Source organism: Mycolicibacterium agri (assembly GCF_002553505.1).
GTDB lineage: Bacteria > Actinomycetota > Actinomycetes > Mycobacteriales > Mycobacteriaceae > Mycobacterium > Mycobacterium agri.
Map to the genome: position 1 here is coordinate 1 of NZ_PDCP01000042.1, position 13769 is coordinate 13769.

Here is a 13769-nt window from a genome sequence, read left to right on the forward strand (position 1 = left end):
GGCAAAGTCCGCCGCAACACCTGCATCGACCTCTACCGCACCAACCAACTCCCCCGCCAAGACACCTAACCGGCAAGAGATTGCTAGTTCGCCGCCGCCTTCTGATTGACGGCGGCCTCGAACCGCTTCTCCCAGCGGGAGTAGCTGCCGAGGTTGCCGAGCACGAAGGGCGAAAGGGCGATGAGCCAAGTGGCCATCTGGTTCAGCACGTTCGCGGGGAACCGCATGGGGCGCATCATGTCGACGAAGAGCACCACCCGAACCCCGTCCGTGCGGTTCCAGGCTTCGTGCTCGAAGGTGTCGTCGAAAATCATCACCCGGCCCTCTTCCCAATGGCGCGTTTGCGACCCGACCCTTATGCCGCATTGGTCGGCGGGCTCGGGAACGAGCAGCGCGAGATGAAGGCGGAGTACACCTTTGTACGGGCCGCGGTGGGGCGGCAATTCCTTGCCGGGGGCGAAAACGGAGAAAAACGCGGTTTTCATTCCCGGGATGGTCTTGAGCAGCTTGGCCGTTTCCGGGCAGCGGCGGCAATTTGCTTTCGCCCTGATCCCGTAGGCGTAGAAGAAGAAGGTCTTCCAGCCATCGTCTTGGGAGAGAGCCTTCTGCTCCTTTGAAATGTCTTGGAAGTTCGGCATGTCCGCCGCGTAGGGCAGCAGCGCGTCCAGCTCGGCGCGGACTTTTTTCCAGTCAGCCTCGACCGCTGGCACCCACGGAAAGTCGGTGACATCAAAGAATTCACGGTCGCCGAGCAGCGAGGCACGGCTGTAGAGGCGGTAGAGCCAACCGAAAAACGCCATCGCCAGGCGTCCGAATGTGCGCGCGACGAGCCCAGGCGCCTCGTTCATACTCCCCCCTTCACCAGACGCCGAAGTTTATTATCGGGCGCGTTGGTGCGCAATGCGCGAAGCCTGTCCATGCAGCACCGTCTCCTCGAAACTGTGTTCCCGCAATCGAGCGTCTCTCTCAAGAATTTCAGTCACACACAAGGTACAGCGCAACGCGATCGCTTGATGCATCTCGCGGAAGCACCGACATATCCCGGGGATCGCGATTAGCACTGCAGGGTCGGCCATCTTGCGTCGGGGGCCACACCTCAGACGACCATGGTCATTCGCTGAAACACTACCCGCGTAAGAAGAATCGCAGTTGAGCAAGCTCAGCATCACCAACAAGAGAAGCATTAGGCAACTACAGCAAAGCTCAATATATGTTCCGAAACCGCAATCGATCGCGCTTTTTCGTTCTGACTGGATCGTGGTGATCCGGTGTGCGCCTGGCGGTCCGAGGCCAACGAGTCGCCGCATTTCACCGGACGCGCACCAGAATTGAAAGGCTAGGATCTCGGCGATGAAGTTTGTGCTGGCGAGCTACGGCAGTCGTGGCGATATCGAGCCTTGTGTCGCTCTCGGCCGCGAGCTGTTGGCGCGGGGGCATGACGTTCGCGTCGCGGTCCCGCCTGACCTGGTCGGGTTCGCCGAATCGGTCGGCCTCACCGCGGTCGCCTACGGGCCGGATGCGCGAGCGTGGATGGACGTCCATCGAGACTTCTGGACGCGCCTTTTCAAGAATTTCTGGAAGGTTCGCGGCCTGGTCAACACATGGCGCGAACTCTGGGCCCCTGTCAACCAGTGCTGGGAAGAGCTCAGCGCCACACTCAAACCGTTGGCGGACGGTGCCGATCTGCTGTTCACCGGTGTGGTTTTCGAGGGCCCCGCGGCGAATGTCGCGGAACACTACGACATTCCGCTGGCGACGCTGCATTACAACCCCACCCGCGCCAACGGACAGTTCATGCCGTTCCTGCCGGCACCGTTGGCTCGTTTCGTCAGCGAGCTGGGCGACTGGTTTCTCTGGCGGATGGCGAAAAAGGTCGACGATGCGCAGCGCAGTGATCTGGGGTTGTCGGCGTCGACGAAGCCCCCGCCACAACGGATCGCCGACCGGGGATCGCTGGAAATCCAAGCCTACGACGAGGTTTTCGTCCCCGGACTGGCAGCCGAATGGGCGCAGTTCGCCGATCGACGCCCATTTGTCGGCGCCCTGACGCTGGAGTTGGCAGTCGATGCCGACGAGGACGTCTCGTCATGGATTGCCGCTGGCTCGCCCCCCATTTACTTCGGCTTCGGAAGCATGGCGGTCGGTTCGGCGGCCGACACGATCGCGATGATCGCAGCGGCCTGCGCCGAATTGGGGGAGCGCGCATTGGTTGTGGCCGGCTCGAGCGATTTCAGCGTCGTCCCTCACATGGAGAACGTCAAGGTGGTCACTGCGGTGAACTTTGCGACGGTCTTTCCGGCCTGTCGCGCTGTCGTACATCACGGGGGCGCAGGTACCACCGCCGCGGGCCTGCGCGCAGGGGTCCCCACACTGGTGCTGTGGACATGGCCCGAGCAGTCGCTCTGGGGCAGGCAACTCAAGCGCCTGAAAGTGGGTACTGCGCGGCGCTTTTCGACCACTACCAAGGAGTCGTTGGTCGCCGACCTGCGCACCATCCTCGCTCCGGAATACGCCGCGCGGGCCCGCCAGGTTGCCCCCAGGATGACCAAGCCTTCCGACAGTGTTGCCACCGCCGCTGACCTGATGGAGAACTTCGCTCGTTTGGGGCGTGTCGGCTGAGTTGGTCGCAGTCAGTCGATGTCTCCGGTCAAGCCGAAATCGGCCAGCGCCTGGCCCGCGAGCTCACGCAAAGCCGGCTTCGTGTTCTCCCCGCCGGGCTGATAGGCGACGACGGTAACGGTGATCCGGCCGTTGATGCGCCCGGACTGCAACCTCATCACGCCGCCTGTTCGCTCTAGCCACTGCCGCGTTGCGTGGTGCCAGGTCGCCCGCGCGGTGATGTATTCGGCGTCGGTGCCGTCGATGCGGCACAACAGAGAGGTGAGGTCGCCGAGGTAGGAGCAATAGACCGGACAGTCGGGGTCGGCGAGGGCCGCTTCGGCCGCACGCTCCATCGACCGCCTCGACCTGAACGGCATGAGCCACAGGAGCTTTCGGACCTCATCCGGCGTTTGCGCCTTCGTGGCCAACGCGCGTTTGATCGCGTCGCGGGCAACACGCAGATCATTCGTCACGGTGGACGGATCGATGCTGACGCGCGCGATCGACATCGCGTTCGCACGCGTGTCGTCCTCGCCGCGTTCGCTGATCGGAAGTTGCAAGGTGACGGCGCCGTCCGTGGCGCGTCTGCGCCCCATACGCTCGGCGAGTTTGGCGGCCAACCCGGCCAGCAGCGTGTTGCTGGTTCCGCCAAGCGCCTTCGCGCGGGCGTCCCACTCATCGACATCGGTATAGATGGTGATGCCGGGTACGACGATGACCTCGTCCGCGTCGCCGCCAGGAAGGGGGAGGGCCGGTCGGGCCAGTGATCGAACAGCGTCGGTTCTGCCGGGTCGGTTCCGATCACGCCAACGACGGCCCGCCAGCTTCGATCCCGCTACGAACGCCTCGATGATGTGAGGCGTGTCCTGCGCGGTTTCCCTGACATCGTGCACGACCGCGCGCACTGGTGTGCGTGAATGCGGCGGTGGGAGACCCAGATTGCGCGCTTTTCCCATGATCGCGTCGAGGATGACGACCGCGAGGCCGAGGCCGTCCACCAGGCAGTGAGAGACCACAAGACTGATGGCCGTCGCGCCGTCCTCGAGAGGTTGAACGCCGAGGTGCCAGCCGGGTCCCCACTCAGGATCGGTCGGCAGCTGTGAGCGTTCGTCGGCCCAGTCGCTGAGCTCAGAGCGTGGCCGGGGGCATTCGGCGATATCGATGTTCGGCGGCGCCTGATCGGCGACCCACCGATGCCGGGCGAACGGCAGCGGCGAACGTTCAATCCGCCGTCCCAGCAGTCCGTGGCCGAGATTGCGGTGAAAACGGCTCAGACCATCGAAGTCGACTTCGTGTTCGTACACCCACACGATCTGGATGGCGACCTTCTCACCGGTGGCTTGCTGCCACGTAAAAAAACTCTGATCCAGTAGAGCCAGCCGATTGTCGGGCCGCGCAACGCGATTCGAGACGCGGGCGTCATCGGATGCACCTGCAGACCGTGTACGGACTGCCACGTGACACGCCTCCGACCACATTGATTGATTCGCCCGAAATGCCTCATGGAGCGTACACCGGCGCACGGGGCTTTGCTGCGGGCCAACAGCGCAACGGAGGAAGGCGCCGACGCAGCGGGAACCGACAACCGCAGTAGCGCTACGCCACGCGGACCGCGCCACGTATATTCTGCGACCATGAGCAACAGCCGACCCACAGGCGGACAGCGCGCCACAAGATCACCTTTCGCGGTGACTGCGGCCGCGGAGTGGTGCTCGTGACCGCCGCCGGAGGAAGCGGAAGTGCGTCGCGCCCAGTGATTCTGTTCGTATTGGGCATGGGCCGGTCCGGAACTTCGGCTATCACCCGGGTTCTTTCGCTGTGCGGCGCCGCCCTGCCGGAGGGGATGTTGGGCGCGATGCGGGGGAATCCCACCGGTCATTGGGAGTCGCGCGCCGCGGTGAATCTCAACGACAAGATCTTGCACCGCAACGGCGGTGGGTGGTACGACCCGACGCTGCGCCTGGAGGCGAAGGATGCGTTCGACGCCAAAGAGCGTGCCGCATGCATCGCCGAGATCCGCGAGTTCTTCTCCACACTGCCTTCAGCGCCGCTCGTGGTGCTCAAGGACCCGAAAATCACGGTGCTGACCGGCCTGTGGTTCGAAGCCGCGCGTTCGGCGGGGTTCGACGTCGCGACCGTGATCGCGCTGCGTCACCCGCATGAGGTCGTCGCGTCGCTGACGGCTCCCGGTGGAGTCTCTTCGGAATTGTCGAGCGCTCTGTGGCTGAAATTCACGCTGGTGGCTGAGAGAAACACGCGATCCCTGCCGCGTGTGGTGGTCGACTACGCCAATCTGCTCGACGACTGGCGCCGAGAAGTAGCGCGTGTTTCCGCGGCACTTGATGTCGATCTCAACGCCCGTGACGAGAGCGCGATCGATGAGTTTCTGTCCCCGGACCTCCACAACCAGCGGCACTCCGGGCCGATCGAAGAGCCGTTCGGCACGGACTGGTTTGCGACGGTCTACCAACAGCTACAAGCGGCCGCCAGGGACGACGCGTGGGATCAGGGCGCGCTGGACCGCGTGTACGAGTCCTATGAGAGCAGCGAGCAAACGTTCCGAACGGCGTTTCAAGATTTTCAACGCCTGCGAAAAATTCACCGCGTATTCCGGCCGTCCTTCTCCAAATTGTTTTACGGGCTTAGGGCAATGACCCACCGTCGGGACGGTACATGGGCTTAGACTGCCCGTACAAACCCGGGGTATAGGGGGACTTTTCGATGACGTCTTAGGACTTCATCGAATTGGTCTGTCACTTGAGGCGGGGAGGGCCTTCAGTGAAACTGCTTGAACGTTTGAGCTATCACCCGCTCATCTGGAATATCGGTTACAAGACGCAAAAGCACAGCTATCGCGTCATTACTCGCCGATTCGGCAACGACGACGTCGTCTTTCTCAACTATGGCTACGAGGAAGACCCACCCATGGCGTTGGAGCTGGACGCCGCCGACGAACCTGACCGGTTCCCCATTCAGCTTTATCACCGCACCGCGACCCAGGCCGGCGGGCTGGCCGACAAAGATGTGCTCGAGGTCGGCTGCGGCCACGGCGGCGGCGCCTCGTATCTCACTCGCGCTTTGCGCCCGGCCCGGTACACGGGACTGGATCTCAATCCCAACGGGATCGACTTCTGTCGCCGACGCCACCGCCTGCTCGGCCTCGAGTTCGTGGTGGGCGACGCACAGAACCTGCCCTTTCCAGACCAGACCTTCGACGCCGTGATCAATGTCGAATCGTCGATCCACTATCCGGACTTCCGCCGGTTCCTTGCCGAAGTGGCGCGGGTCCTGCGCCCGGGCGGGCACTTCCTATACACCGACGGCCGCTTCGCACCGCATGTGGGCGACTGGGAGGCGGCGCTTGCCGACGCGCCGATGCAGCTCATCTCGCACGAAGACATCAGCCCTCAAGTCGTGCGCGGGATCGAGCGAAATTCGCAGCGTTGGCAGGAGCTGCTGGGTCGGCACAAGTTCAATGTGATGCGCGCGACCTGCCAGTTCGTGGAAGGCTCGAAAATCTACCGCTCTCTGCAAAACGGAGAATTTTCGTATCGCGTGTACTGCTTTGCCAATACAGCAGCTGGCAATTAATTGCTGTGACTTGCTAAGTCATGCGTACCATTCAAAACGAGCGAGTGCCGATAGGAACTCTTGCATCACATTAAGCTGGTCCGTGTGACCGTCAAGCCCTTGAGCTCATTCAAATCTCGTATAAAGAAGTCGATAGACTCCTTGGTTTTCTTCGTCAATAGCTCCGGTCCCGGAGTCCTTGGCCAGCTCGAATACAAGATCAGGTCGGCGCGCGACGATTGGGACGACCCACTGAACGGTCAGGTCGGCCGACTGCAGATATGCCGGCAGATCTTCGCGAAATTGCCGCCCTCGGCCGTCGTGGAGACGGGTACTTTTGTGGGCAACACCACGGTGTTTTTCGCCGAGCTCGGCGTCCCGGTATATACGGCCGAAGTGAAGCCGCGTTATCACGCTTTCGCGGAAATGCGGTTCCGTCCGATGCGTGACCGGGTACATGTCGAACTGGCCGACAGTCGCGCGTTTCTGCGGCGGTTGGCAAACGACCCGGCGGTGCCCAAGGACGGTGTTTTCTTTTACCTCGACGCCCATTGGTATTCGGACCTGCCGTTGGCGGAAGAAATCGACACGATTTTCGGATCGTGGCAACGGTCGGTGGTCATGATCGACGACTTCGCGGTCCCCGGCGACTCATACGAATACGACGACTACGGTCCGGGCGCCGTGCTCAACGCCGAATATCTCGATGCCATCGGGCGCGCCGATATGTTCAGGTTTTATCCCGCTTTACCGGCCAGCCAGGAAACGGGTGCCAAGCGTGGTTGCGTTGTCCTCTGCAATGATGCCGACACCCGAGACCGCCTCAACGATCTGGAGAGCCTGCGGACGTCCTGAGCCGGCAGACGACCCCTTAAGCGGTGATCAGCCGGCGTCGCTGGCAGCTTTGGCTTGACTCGCGTGTGCCACCTGCTGCGCGGTGTAGTTGATGAACAGGACAACACCACCGACCAGGATCACCGCGCCGGCCAGCCACAGAAGACCGTAGGTGATCCCATGGTCCAACGCGTTCAACTGGGCTTCGTTCATGGACTTCACCGGCCCGGTGGTGCCGCCCATGGCGAGCGTGCGTGACGTGATCGCGACTTGCACGACCGCCAGCACCATCGGCCCGCCCAAGCTCTGCAGCATGAGCGCGATGGCGGAGGTCGGGCCGATTCTGTCCAGGCCGACGCTGGCGATCAGCGATAACCGCAGCGGCACATTCACCACGCCGATACCGAGCGCGGCGACGACGAGCGGCAGCACCAGGTTCGGGAAGTACGAGGCGCCGCGCGTCAGTGTCGAGCCGTAGAGCATGGCACACAGCATCAGGCTGCCGCCGCCGATCAACACCACGCGCGGCGAGAAGAATCGCACAAGCCGCGCGGATGCGGCCGCACCGATGGCCACGGCGACGGCGAACGGCAGGAAGGCGACGCTTGCACGCATCGCGCTGTAGCCCATGACGCTCTGTACGTAGAGGGCCACGAGCACCATCAGCGTGAACATCACCCCGCCGCCGAGGAACAGCGCCGCGAACAAGGCCAGACGGTTGCGGTCGCGGAACAGGTTGAAGGGGACAATGGGGTTCGCCGCTGTGCGCTCCACCAGGATGAAGGCGATCAACGCCGACAGCCCGATCACGCCGGATCCGACAGGTATCGGCGCCAACCAGCCGTCCTCGGGCCCCCTGGAAAGACCGAACACCGTTGCGGTGCAGACCAGCGTCGCCAGCACAGCCCCGGTGACATCGAGCTTCATCCGCTCCTTCTGTGTTTCCCGCAGCGCCGCGCCCGCCAGGCAGAAGGCCAGGACTCCGAGCGGCACGTTCACCAGGAACGCCAGTCGCCACGACATCTCGGTAAGCGCCCCGCCGAGCACCAGACCCAGCACGGAGCCGATACCGGTCATCGCCGAGAACACCGCCACGGCCGCGTTGCGCCAAGGCCCCTTCGGGAACGTGGTTGCCACCAGTGCCACGGAGGTGGGTGCGATGACCGCCGCCGCGACGCCTTGCATGAGCCGGGCCGACACCAGCGCGCCGCCATTCCACGCAAAGCCGCACAGGGCTGACGCCAGGGTGAACAGCGCGACCCCGAGCATGAATGAGCGCTTGCGCCCGAACGTGTCACCCACGCGACCGCCGAGCAGCATGAGCCCGCCGAACGCCAAGATGTATGCGGTGATCACCCAATACCGCCCGCTGTCGTTGAGGCCCAGGTCATCCTGGATCTTGGGCAGCGCAATGATTGCGATGGTGCCGTCCATCATGGTCAGCAGCTGGATGCTGCCGATCGCCGTGACCGCGGCGACGAACCAGCGAGGCGGACGCCGCTTGAGTGAGGGCTTCTTCGTGTGGTGCGGCGGGGCTGGCTCGACCGGCGTCTCGGTCGCTTGATCGGCGCGCTCTGTCATGCTCTCCATTTCTGAGAAGCGGCTAAGCCTGCAATGCTATAGCAACTCAAAATGTTGCTAGCCGCCCCTGGCGATACGCACTGGTGCCGCCGATAGCCGCGCTTGTAGCAAATTGTCGAATGTATCGCCAGCAACCGTGCTCCGTGGATGCCATTGAGAATGCCATTCCTGTCGCCGCGGACGTTATCAGCTGCGCAACGACAAAGTCCGACAATGTTCGGGTCGGCGCTAGTTACGCAGCCGCAGGACACGCCTTGCTGGAAAGTCTAAACTCATCGCCGGCAGCCCCGGCATGGAAAAGAGGACAATTTGACGGTGACCGATCGCGACGTGCGATCCCTCTACCTTGACCTGATCCGACGCAATCTCACCAGATACGGGATGCACGAGCGGCTGCCTTCGCAGTGGCCGTTACGTCGGCGTCTTTTGCTGAAGACGGCCAACGCCGTCATGCCCATGCTCAACGGCAGAAGCCCGCTCAGCAAGGACAAGCGCGACCTGGGCCTGGACTGGCCGGCCGAAGCCGAGACGATGATCGGCATGCAGAGGCTCACCAGCCTGCAGCATTGTGTGGAAACGGTGCTGAAGGAGGACATTCCGGGTGATCTCGTCGAATGCGGGGTATGGCGCGGGGGCGCGTGCATCTTGATGCGCGCCGTGCTCGCAGCGTACGGCGAGGAAACGCGTTGCGTGTGGCTCGCTGATTCATTTGCCGGCTTGCCGCGCCCCGACGCCGAGAATTACAAGGCGGACAAGGGACTTCGGCTCGATCTGTTCACGGGGATTCTCGGGGTGCCCGAATCCGAAGTCCGGGCGAATTTCGAGCGGTACGGGCTGCTTGACGAGCAGGTTCGCTTCCTTCCGGGCTGGTTCAAGGACACCCTGCCGAACGCGCCGATTGATCGCATCGCGGTGTTGCGGCTCGACGGCGACCTCTACGAGTCCACGATCCAAGCACTCAATGCGCTCTATCCCCGGCTGTCGCCAGGGGGCTTCTGCATCATCGATGACTACTCGATCCCGGCCTGCCGGCAAGCCGTCGCGGACTACCGCGCCGAGCACGACATCACCGCGGAGATCAACGACATCGACGGAACCGGCGCGCTGTGGCGCAAGTAGCGACCGGATTTCTGCGATGAAGTTTCTGCTGTCCTTCTACGGGAGCCGTGGAGATGTCGAGCCCGGTGTCGCCGTCGGCCGTGAACTTGTGCGCCGCGGCCACGACGTCAAAATGGCCGTCTCACCCAACCTGGTCGACTTCGCCGAATCGCATGGATTCGCCGCGGTTTCGTTTGGACCGGATGCGGGGAAGTGGCAGGATCTGCACCGCGACTTCATGATGCTGATCTTCCGAAGCTTCTGGCGTATCCCCGATTTGATCCGGTTGGGGCGCGAGAACTGGCGGATGTACGGCCAGTTCTGGGAGGAGGCCAACGCGACGCTGCTATCGCTGGCCGACGAGGCCGATCTGGTGGTCGCTGACGCCGGTTTCGACCAGCCCGTCGCCAATGTCGCTGAGTACTACAACATTCCGCTGGCGACACTGCACACCTCCCCGCTGCGCGCGCACGAGGAGTTGGTATCCACGCAGTCCTCGCCGTTGATTCGCGCCGCGACGAGTTTCTCGAAGTGGCTGGGCGAACGGTTGGAGAAGACATTCTGGGACAGACAGCGCAGTGAACTCGGCCTGCCGAAGACGACGAGTCCGTCCGTTAGGCGGGTTTCCGAACACGGCTCGCTGGAGATACAGGCCTATGATGCGGCTCTCTTTCCCGCGCTGGAAGCCAAACTCGCGGCGTCGGATGCCGAACGACCCATGGTCGGTGCGCTGACCGTGGAAGCGCCGGCGGAGGCCGACGAGGAGGTCTTGTCTTGGATTGCCGCGGGGACGCCGCCGATCTTCTTCGGTTTCGGCAGCATGCCGGTCGAATCGCCAGTCGACACGTTGGCCATGATCGCCGACGCGTGCACGCAGTTGGGCGAGCGGGCGCTGATCTGCTCGGCCGCAACCGATTTCGGGGATGAGCACCGTGACTTCGACCGCGTCAAGGTGGTGGGCTCGCTGAATTTCGCAGCGGTCTTTCCCGCATGCCGCGCGGTGGTGCACCACGGTGGCACCGGCACGACGGCCGCGGGCCTGCGTGCCGGAGTGCCCACGTTGATCCTTTCGACATGGCTCGATCAAACGCTCTGGGGAGCGCAGGTCAAGCAGCTGAATGTGGGCACCACCCGGCGTCTGTCAACCACGACCCAGGAATCACTGGTTGCCGACCTGCGCACCATCCTCGCCCCGGATTACGTCGCGCGAGCACGCGAGTTCGCCGGCCGGATGACAAAGCCCGCTGAGAGCGCTGCCAACGCGGCCGACCTGGTGGAAAAGTTCGCCCAAGTGCACCGTGTCGGCTGAAACCCCCGTGCGGATCGGCATCCTCGGCGCCGCCAGGATCGCCCCCTTGGCGCTGATCAAACCCGCGCGCGACAGCGCCGACGTTGTGGTGGCTGCGGTCGCGGCGCGCGACGTGAACGATGCGCGAGCCTTCGCCGCGAAACACGGCATCCCAAGAGCACACGACAGCTACGAGGCGTTGATCGCTGATCCAGAGGTTGATGCCATCTACAATCCGCTGCCGAACGCGTTGCACGGCAGATGGACTCGAGCCGCGATGGCCGCGGGGAAGCATGTGTTGTGCGAGAAGCCGTTCACAGCCAACGCCGCCGAAGCCAGTGAGATCTCCGCGATGGCCGCGACGTCAGACCGCGTGGTGATGGAGGCGTTTCATTACCGGTACCACCCGCTGTTCCTGCGGATCGAGGAGATCCTCGCCTCGGGCGAACTGGGCAGGCTCACGCGAGTGGAATCCGCATTCTGCTATCCGCTGCCGAAGTTCTCCGACATCCGCTATGACTATTCCCTTGCCGGGGGCGCGACAATGGATGTCGGATGCTACGCGGTGGATATGGTCCGCAGCTTCGGCGGTTCGACTCCCGAAGTCGTTTCGGCACAAGCGAAATTGCGCGACGACCAGGTCGACCGAGCCATGACCGCCGAACTGCGCTTCGAGGCCGGACATACCGGCCGCATCCGCTGCTCGATGTGGTCGACCGATCTGTTTCAGTTGAGCGCCACGATAGTGGGTGAACGCGGCGAGGTGCGCCTGCGTGTGCGCAATCCCCTCGCGGCGCCGTTTCGCCGGCTGTCGGTGCGATCCAGCGAAGGCAACCGGATCGAGAACTTCCCCCGAGGCTCCTCCTACGCCTATCAGCTGGACGCGTTCGCCGCCGCGGTGCTTCACGGCGAACCGGTGAAGACGACACCGGCGGCCGCAACCGAGAACATGCGAGTCATCGACTCGATCTATCGCGCTGCCGGTCTGCTGCTGCGCGAGCCGGCCTGACCGGCACGGCTTCTCGGATCAGCTGGCGAAATGAACCTGGTTGATGTGGTCGGCCACCCGCAACGCGTTGGCGGCGACCGTCAGGCTGGGATTCACCCCGGTGCTGGACGGGAAGAACGAGCTGTCGACCACGTAGAGGTTGTCGACTTCGTGGGCGCGGTTCTGCGGGTTCAGCACACTCGACTTGGGATCGGTGCCGAATCGGCACGTGCCGCAGACGTGGGCTAGCGCCTCGTTGTCCTCTGCGCCTCGCAGGATGACGGTGCGAAACGGCTTGAACAGTTCCTTCAGCTGGCGCGAAAACGTTGCGCGGCGCTCGATCTCGCTCTTATGGAGGCGATACTGGATCCTCAGACGTTGGCGACCGTTCGAGCTCGGGTGCGCACTGGGCAACACGCGGTTGTCCAGATACGGCAGGTCTTCCATCAGCGGCGCCAGAACCAGCCCGCCATTGAAGTACCGCTCGTAGATGCGCCGCGCGGCAGGATGGACAAGCCGCAACGCCTTCGGTCGCCAACCCGGTCGGTTCGTCAACATCTCCATCGGTGGCATGGAGCCGAAGGACTGGACGGTGCCGTACTTCTGTCCCTCCCAGAAATAGAAGTCGTTCAGGCCGATTTCTTTGTTGGCGCCTGTGATCTTGCATCCGGGTTCGGGCCATATCTCGATCAGGTCGATGAGATGACGCATCATGTTGCGGCCGACCAGGTCCGAACCGTTGGCCAGACCGCCCGGCCAGTCTCCGGATCGCGAATTGAGGAGCAGCACAGGGCTTATGAGAGCACCTGCGGCGAGCACCACCAGCTTCGCCCTCAAGGCCACTGTGCCGGAGCGATCTTGACAGATGACTCGCCGCACCTGCGTGTCGTCTGCGTCCATCCGCACCACGCGACATTGCGGCAGCAGTCGGGCGCCATGCTCGGTCACTGCAGGCAGCACACAGTTTCGGCTGGCATCGTTCTTGCACGCGCGGTTGCAGAGATGGCTGTGACACGTCGAGCAGTCATCGGAGTAGTCGCAGGCCATCGGAAGGTGGTAGGGATGTAATCCGCGGCCCGTCAGATAGTCGGCCAGAAGCTGGTTGGCCGGTGAAAACGGCGGTGGCGCAGGCAGATCGAGGTCGGCGGTCTCCGGCCGCAGGGGGTCGGGCTCACCGCGTACCCTCAGCAGTTTCTCGGCCTCGGCGTACCACGGGCGCAGATCGTCGTAGGTGATCGGCCAGGCCTCGGGCACGGTGGATTCGCCCGGGTCGCGGAAGTCCTGGCGGGGAGTGAAATCGCGGACGAAGAAGCGCTCGCACGCCATGCCGTAGATGGCCGAGGATCCGCCCGTGCCGCTGCCGAGGAACGGCACGAACCGCCGCGGGAAGCGTCCGGTGGCATCTTCGACCTCATCGGTCGTGCGGCCGGCCCGGGCCAGCGCGTCGTAGTAGGCATCTGGCGAACGGCCGGCCTGTGGCTCGGCGAGTTCCGGCAGCGAATCGCGAATGGTGCCCGGCGCGCCGGGCAGCGTTGAGCGTCCCTTCTCCACGAACAACACGCGCCGCCCCGACCGGGCGAGTGAGTACCCGAGGGTGCCGCCGCCCATGCCGGTGCCCACCACGATCACGTCCCAGAAAACGCGTTCCGCATCGCGAGCATCAATCTCGCCGTCAGCCAAATCGAACTCCTCAGCGGACACCCCCACCACGCGGCCCGGGTTCGGGCGAACACGAAAGTACCACCCGTGCGCAGCGGTGAAACATGACTCGCTCGTGTCGGTGCGCAGGCCCGACGCGCAGCTGGGTCC

11 protein-coding genes are annotated in these 13769 nt (G+C 63.6%); 7 read left to right on the forward strand and 4 right to left on the reverse strand.

What is annotated here, in order from left to right:
- Positions 1-83 precede the first annotated feature (83 nt).
- On the reverse strand, positions 84-848 hold the full coding sequence (locus CQY20_RS21155) for an aspartyl/asparaginyl beta-hydroxylase domain-containing protein (protein ID WP_097942049.1): 765 nt from the start codon (positions 846-848) through the stop codon (positions 84-86).
- A 502-nt stretch (positions 849-1350) separates the two neighbouring features.
- Between CQY20_RS21155 and CQY20_RS21160 the strand changes: the two genes are divergently transcribed.
- The gene (locus tag CQY20_RS21160) at positions 1351-2619 is read left to right on the forward strand and encodes a glycosyltransferase (RefSeq protein ID WP_097942050.1); all 1269 of its coding nucleotides are present in this window, start codon (positions 1351-1353) and stop codon (positions 2617-2619) included.
- 11 nt (positions 2620-2630) lie between these two features.
- Here CQY20_RS21160 and CQY20_RS21165 read toward each other — a convergent pair whose 3' ends face one another.
- The gene (locus tag CQY20_RS21165; protein WP_165789286.1) at positions 2631-4079 is read right to left on the reverse strand and encodes a condensation domain-containing protein; all 1449 of its coding nucleotides are present in this window, start codon (positions 4077-4079) and stop codon (positions 2631-2633) included.
- Between the two features lie 296 nt (positions 4080-4375).
- Here CQY20_RS21165 and CQY20_RS21170 point away from each other — a divergent pair, with 296 nt between their 5' ends.
- The 3 genes from CQY20_RS21170 to CQY20_RS21180 all read left to right on the forward strand — a co-directional run bounded on the left by CQY20_RS21170 (position 4376) and on the right by CQY20_RS21180 (position 7026).
- Positions 4376-5284: a sulfotransferase family protein gene (locus tag CQY20_RS21170; RefSeq protein ID WP_174814735.1), complete on the forward strand. Its 909-nt coding sequence runs from the start codon at positions 4376-4378 to the stop codon at positions 5282-5284.
- 95 nt (positions 5285-5379) lie between these two features.
- A complete protein-coding gene (locus tag CQY20_RS21175; RefSeq protein WP_371870998.1) occupies positions 5380-6192 on the forward strand; it encodes a phthiotriol/phenolphthiotriol dimycocerosates methyltransferase in 813 nt (270 codons plus the stop codon).
- 84 nt (positions 6193-6276) lie between these two features.
- Complete coding sequence (locus CQY20_RS21180) at positions 6277-7026, forward strand: O-methyltransferase (RefSeq protein ID WP_133119094.1); 750 nt, start codon at positions 6277-6279, stop codon at positions 7024-7026.
- Between the two features lie 27 nt (positions 7027-7053).
- Here the strand turns inward: CQY20_RS21180 and CQY20_RS21185 are convergent, their stop codons facing one another.
- Positions 7054-8595 (reverse strand): MFS transporter, encoded by a 1542-nt coding sequence (locus CQY20_RS21185; RefSeq protein ID WP_097942052.1) that lies wholly within the window; start codon positions 8593-8595, stop codon positions 7054-7056.
- A gap of 300 nt (positions 8596-8895) precedes the next feature.
- On the opposite strand from CQY20_RS21185, the gene CQY20_RS21190 reads away from it, so the two are divergent.
- The 3 genes from CQY20_RS21190 to CQY20_RS21200 are packed head-to-tail and all read left to right on the forward strand — an operon-like array spanning position 8896 to position 11981.
- A complete protein-coding gene (locus tag CQY20_RS21190) occupies positions 8896-9705 on the forward strand; it encodes a TylF/MycF family methyltransferase (protein ID WP_097942053.1) in 810 nt (269 codons plus the stop codon).
- Between the two features lie 16 nt (positions 9706-9721).
- Positions 9722-10993, forward strand: a complete 1272-nt coding sequence (locus tag CQY20_RS21195; protein WP_097942054.1) for a glycosyltransferase — start codon at positions 9722-9724, stop codon at positions 10991-10993.
- Positions 10983-11981, forward strand: a complete 999-nt coding sequence (locus CQY20_RS21200) for a Gfo/Idh/MocA family protein (protein ID WP_234816339.1) — start codon at positions 10983-10985, stop codon at positions 11979-11981. The genes CQY20_RS21195 and CQY20_RS21200 overlap by 11 nt, the downstream gene beginning before the upstream one ends.
- An 18-nt stretch (positions 11982-11999) precedes the next feature.
- Here CQY20_RS21200 and CQY20_RS21205 read toward each other — a convergent pair whose 3' ends face one another.
- Positions 12000-13640, reverse strand: coding sequence for a GMC oxidoreductase (locus tag CQY20_RS21205; protein WP_097942071.1), 1641 nt, complete (start codon positions 13638-13640; stop codon positions 12000-12002).
- Positions 13641-13769 lie beyond the last annotated feature (129 nt).